Here is a 3,493-nt window from a genome sequence, read left to right as displayed (position 1 = left end):
GACGCCCGGCATCGTCGACCTGCCGTGGTCGGTCTCGACCTTGCCGACGCCCGCCAGGACGTTCCAGGGGATGCCGTACTTCCTGCCCGCCTCCTTGTACGGCAAGGAGTCCCGGCCCGGCCGCAAGATCGGCCACGTGACCGCGCTCGGCGCCGACCTCGCCGAGGTCCGCGAGCGCGCCCGGCACGCCGCCGACTACCTGCGCTGGGGCCCCGCCATGAAAGACCATGCTCGATGAGGGACCGTGCGGTGAGCGAGTTCGAGGAGGAGGCGCGCGTGAGCGACCCGGTCGTCGGCGTGGTGATGGGGAGCGACTCTGACTGGCCCGTCATGGAGGGCGCCGCGAGGGCGCTCGAAGAGTTCGGCGTCCCCTACGAGGCCGACGTGGTGTCCGCGCACCGCATGCCGCACGACATGATCGCCTACGGGGAGGACGCGGCGTCCCGCGGCCTCCGCGTGATCATCGCGGGGGCGGGCGGCGCCGCGCACCTGCCGGGCATGCTGGCGTCGGTGACGCCGCTGCCGGTGATCGGCGTGCCCGTCCCGCTGAAGTACCTCGACGGGATGGACTCGCTGCTCTCGATCGTGCAGATGCCCGCGGGCGTCCCCGTCGCGACGGTGGCGGTCGGCGCGGCCCGCAACGCCGGCCTGCTGGCCGTCCGGATCCTGGCCGCGTACGACGACGACCTGCGCGCCAAGATGGCGGTGTTCCAGCGGCACCTCTACGGCGAGGCCAAGGCGAAGGGCGCCCGGCTGCGAGAGCGGCTCTGAGGGACGCCCGCCGCCCGCGCGGCGGCGGGCCGGACAGGGCGGTCAGCGCCGCAGGGCCCACTCGACGGCGGGGCAGCGGTCCATGACGACGTCGAGCCCGGCGTCCCTGGCGCGCCCGGCCGCCGCCTCGTCGATCACCTGGAGCGGCAGCCACACCGCCTTCGCGCCCGCCGCGATCGCCTCGTCCACCGCCTGCCCGGCGTGCTCGGCGCGGCGGTAGACGCCCACCACGTCCACCTCGGAGGCGTCCGGGACGTCGGCGAGGGAGGCGTACCCCTTCTCGCCGAGCACCTCGCGCGCCTCCGGGTGCACGGGGATGATGCGCTTCCCGCGCTGCTGCATCAGCCGGGCCTGGGTGTGGACCTCCCGCTCCGGGTTGTCCCCGAGGCCGACGAAGGCCCACGTCCTCGACTCGTTCAGCAGGCGGCGGATCACGGCCGGGTCGGCGAAGTCAGCGCTCATGCCCGCGACAACACCGCCCGCGGCCGCTTTAGTTCCGCGTCGGTTCCGCGTCAGCCCCGCGTCACGGGCGTCCCAGGGCCCGGTAGTTCCACCCGGCCGCGCGCCACCGCTCGGGGTCGAGCGCGTTGCGCCCGTCCACGATGTTGCGCTCCGCCACGGCCCCGGCGACCGTGGCCGGGTCCATGTCGCGGAACTCCGCCCACTCCGTCAGCAGCAGCACGGCGTGCGCGTCCTGGACGGCCGACATCGCCGACTCGCCGTACTCCAGCGTCGGCTGGGCGCGGCGCGCGTTGCGCATGGCCTGCGGGTCGTAGACGGTCACCCGGGCGCCCTGGGCGCGGATGGAGGCGGCCACGTCCAGCGCGGGCGAGTCGCGCACGTCGTCGGAGTTCGGCTTGAACGCGGCGCCGAGGACGCCGACCGTCCGCCCGGCGAAGGAGCCGCCGAGCAGCTGCCGGGCGAGGTCCACCATCCGGATCCGGCGCCGGATGTTGATCTCGTCGACCTCGCGCAGGAAGGTCAGCGCCTGGTCGGCGCCGAGCTCGCCCGCCCGGGCCATGAAGGCCCGGATGTCCTTCGGCAGGCAGCCGCCGCCGAACCCCAGCCCCGGGCCGAGGAACTTGCCGCCGATCCGGTCGTCGTAGGACAGCGCCTCCGAGAGCTTCGTCACGTCCGCGTGCGCGGCCTCGCAGACCTCCGCCATCGCGTTGATGAACGAGATCTTGGTCGCGAGGAACGCGTTCGCCGACACCTTGACCAGCTCGGCGGTGGGGAAGTCGGCGGTGATGAAGGGCGTCCCCTCGGCGATCATCGTCCGGTAGACCTCGCGGAGCACCTTCTCGGCGTGCTCGGCGGCGCCCGGCTCGGCGGGCAGCCCGGCCACGATCCGGTCGGGGTGCATGGTGTCCTGGACGGCGAAGCCCTCGCGCAGGAACTCGGGGTTCCAGGCGAGCACGGCGTCGCCGCCCGCCGGCGCCGCCTTGGCGAGCGCCTCGCCGAGCCGCGCGGCCGTCCCGACCGGCACGGTCGACTTGCCGACGACCAGGCAGGGCCGCTCCAGCAGCGGCGCCAGCGACGCGATCGCGCCGTCGACGTAGGTCAGGTCGGCCGCGTACTCCCCGGCCTTCTGCGGGGTCCCGACGCACAGGAAGTGGACGTCGCCGAACTCCGCGACCTCCTCGTAGGAGGTGGTGAAGCGCAGCCGCCCGGTCTCCAGCCCCCTGCGCAGCACGGGTTCGAGACCCGGCTCGTACACGGGCAGGTCGCCGGCCGAGAGCCGTGCGATCTTCTCCTCGTCCACGTCGAGACCCAGGACCTCGAAACCCAGGTCGGCCATGCACGCCGCGTGGGTCGCGCCGAGGTAACCGGTTCCGATGACCGTCAGCCGGTGGGACAAGGCCTGCTCCTCTCCGTTCGCTGCCGCCGACCGGCGGCCCTACTGGACACGTGCCCGCTGCGGGCGGGTACCCGCGTCGGCCTCCACTGCCTACTGGCCGGTAGCATCGGCGGCATGAGTGCTGACTTTCCCTCGTACGCGCCGTCTGAGGAGCATGAGCTGCTGCGGAGTTCGGTGCGTGAGCTGGCCGAGGCCAAGATCGCTCCTTTCGCGGCGGAGGTGGATGAGGAGTCGCGGTTCCCGCAGGAGGCGTTGGAGGCGTTGGTGGCGGGTGATCTGCATGCGGTGCACGTGCCCGAATCGTACGGGGGTGCGGGGGCCGATGCGCTGGCGACGGTGATCGTGATCGAGGAGGTGGCGCGGGTGTGCGCGTCCTCGTCGTTGATTCCGGCGGTGAACAAGCTGGGGACGGTGCCGGTTCTGCTGGCGGGGTCGGGGGAGTTGAGGGAGCGGTTCCTGGGGCCGGTGGCGCGGGGTGAGGCGATGTTCTCGTATGCGTTGTCGGAGGCGGATGCGGGGTCGGACGCGGCGGGGATGAGGACGCGTGCGGTGCGTGAGGGTGATGGGTGGGTTCTGAACGGGACCAAGATGTGGATCACCAATGCGGGGGTGTCGCGGTTCTACACGGTGATGGCGGTGACCGATCCTTCGGCGGGGGCGCGGGGGATCTCGGCGTTCGTGGTGGACGCGGAGGCGGATGCGGGGGTGTCGTTCGGGCCCAAGGAGCGCAAGCTGGGGATCAAGGGGTCGCCGACGCGTCAGGTGGTTTTGGAGGATGTGCGGGTTCCGGCGGATCGGATGATCGGGGCTGAGGGGTCGGGGTTCAAGACGGCGCTGGCGACGTTGGACCATACGCGGATCACG

Annotated in this window: 4 protein-coding genes and 1 pseudogene; 3 read left to right on the top strand and 2 right to left on the bottom strand. The window is 72.7% G+C overall.

Features of this window, described 5'->3' with window-relative positions; all coding sequences use genetic code 11:
- Together AB0C69_RS17145 and purE are read left to right on the top strand one after the other, a co-directional pair.
- Positions 1-238: pseudogene (locus tag AB0C69_RS17145) on the top strand (hypothetical protein); the annotation flags it as partial.
- Between the two features lie 65 nt (positions 239-303).
- On the top strand, positions 304-771 hold the full coding sequence (gene purE, locus AB0C69_RS17140) for a 5-(carboxyamino)imidazole ribonucleotide mutase (RefSeq protein WP_345187302.1): 468 nt from the start codon (positions 304-306) through the stop codon (positions 769-771).
- 42 nt (positions 772-813) lie between these two features.
- Here the strand turns inward: purE and AB0C69_RS17135 are convergent, their stop codons facing one another.
- Both AB0C69_RS17135 and AB0C69_RS17130 read right to left on the bottom strand, forming a co-directional pair.
- Positions 814-1,233, bottom strand: a complete 420-nt coding sequence (locus AB0C69_RS17135) for a CoA-binding protein (protein ID WP_360354335.1) — start codon at positions 1,231-1,233, stop codon at positions 814-816.
- Positions 1,234-1,294: 61 nt separating this feature from the next.
- Entirely contained in the window at positions 1,295-2,629 is a 1,335-nt protein-coding gene (locus tag AB0C69_RS17130) for a nucleotide sugar dehydrogenase (RefSeq protein WP_353835109.1), read from the bottom strand.
- A 114-nt stretch (positions 2,630-2,743) separates the two neighbouring features.
- On the opposite strand from AB0C69_RS17130, the gene AB0C69_RS17125 reads away from it, so the two are divergent.
- The coding region (locus tag AB0C69_RS17125) for an acyl-CoA dehydrogenase family protein (RefSeq protein ID WP_360354333.1) at positions 2,744-3,493 on the top strand (750 nt) is incomplete at its 3' end.

Origin of the sequence: Actinomadura sp. NPDC048032 (assembly GCF_040653175.1) — a bacterium.
GTDB classification, from domain to species: Bacteria; Actinomycetota; Actinomycetes; order Streptosporangiales; family Streptosporangiaceae; genus Spirillospora; species Spirillospora verrucosospora.
Note: the sequence above shows the minus strand (reverse complement) of the source record. Positions and strands in the feature narration are given on the sequence as shown.

Coding starts and splice junctions, on each gene's coding strand:
- AB0C69_RS17135 (WP_360354335.1), bottom strand. CDS start 1,233: ATGAGCGCTGACTTCGCCGACCCGGCCGTGATCCGCCGCCTGCTGAAC.
- purE (WP_345187302.1), top strand. CDS start 304: ATGGGGAGCGACTCTGACTGGCCCGTCATGGAGGGCGCCGCGAGGGCG.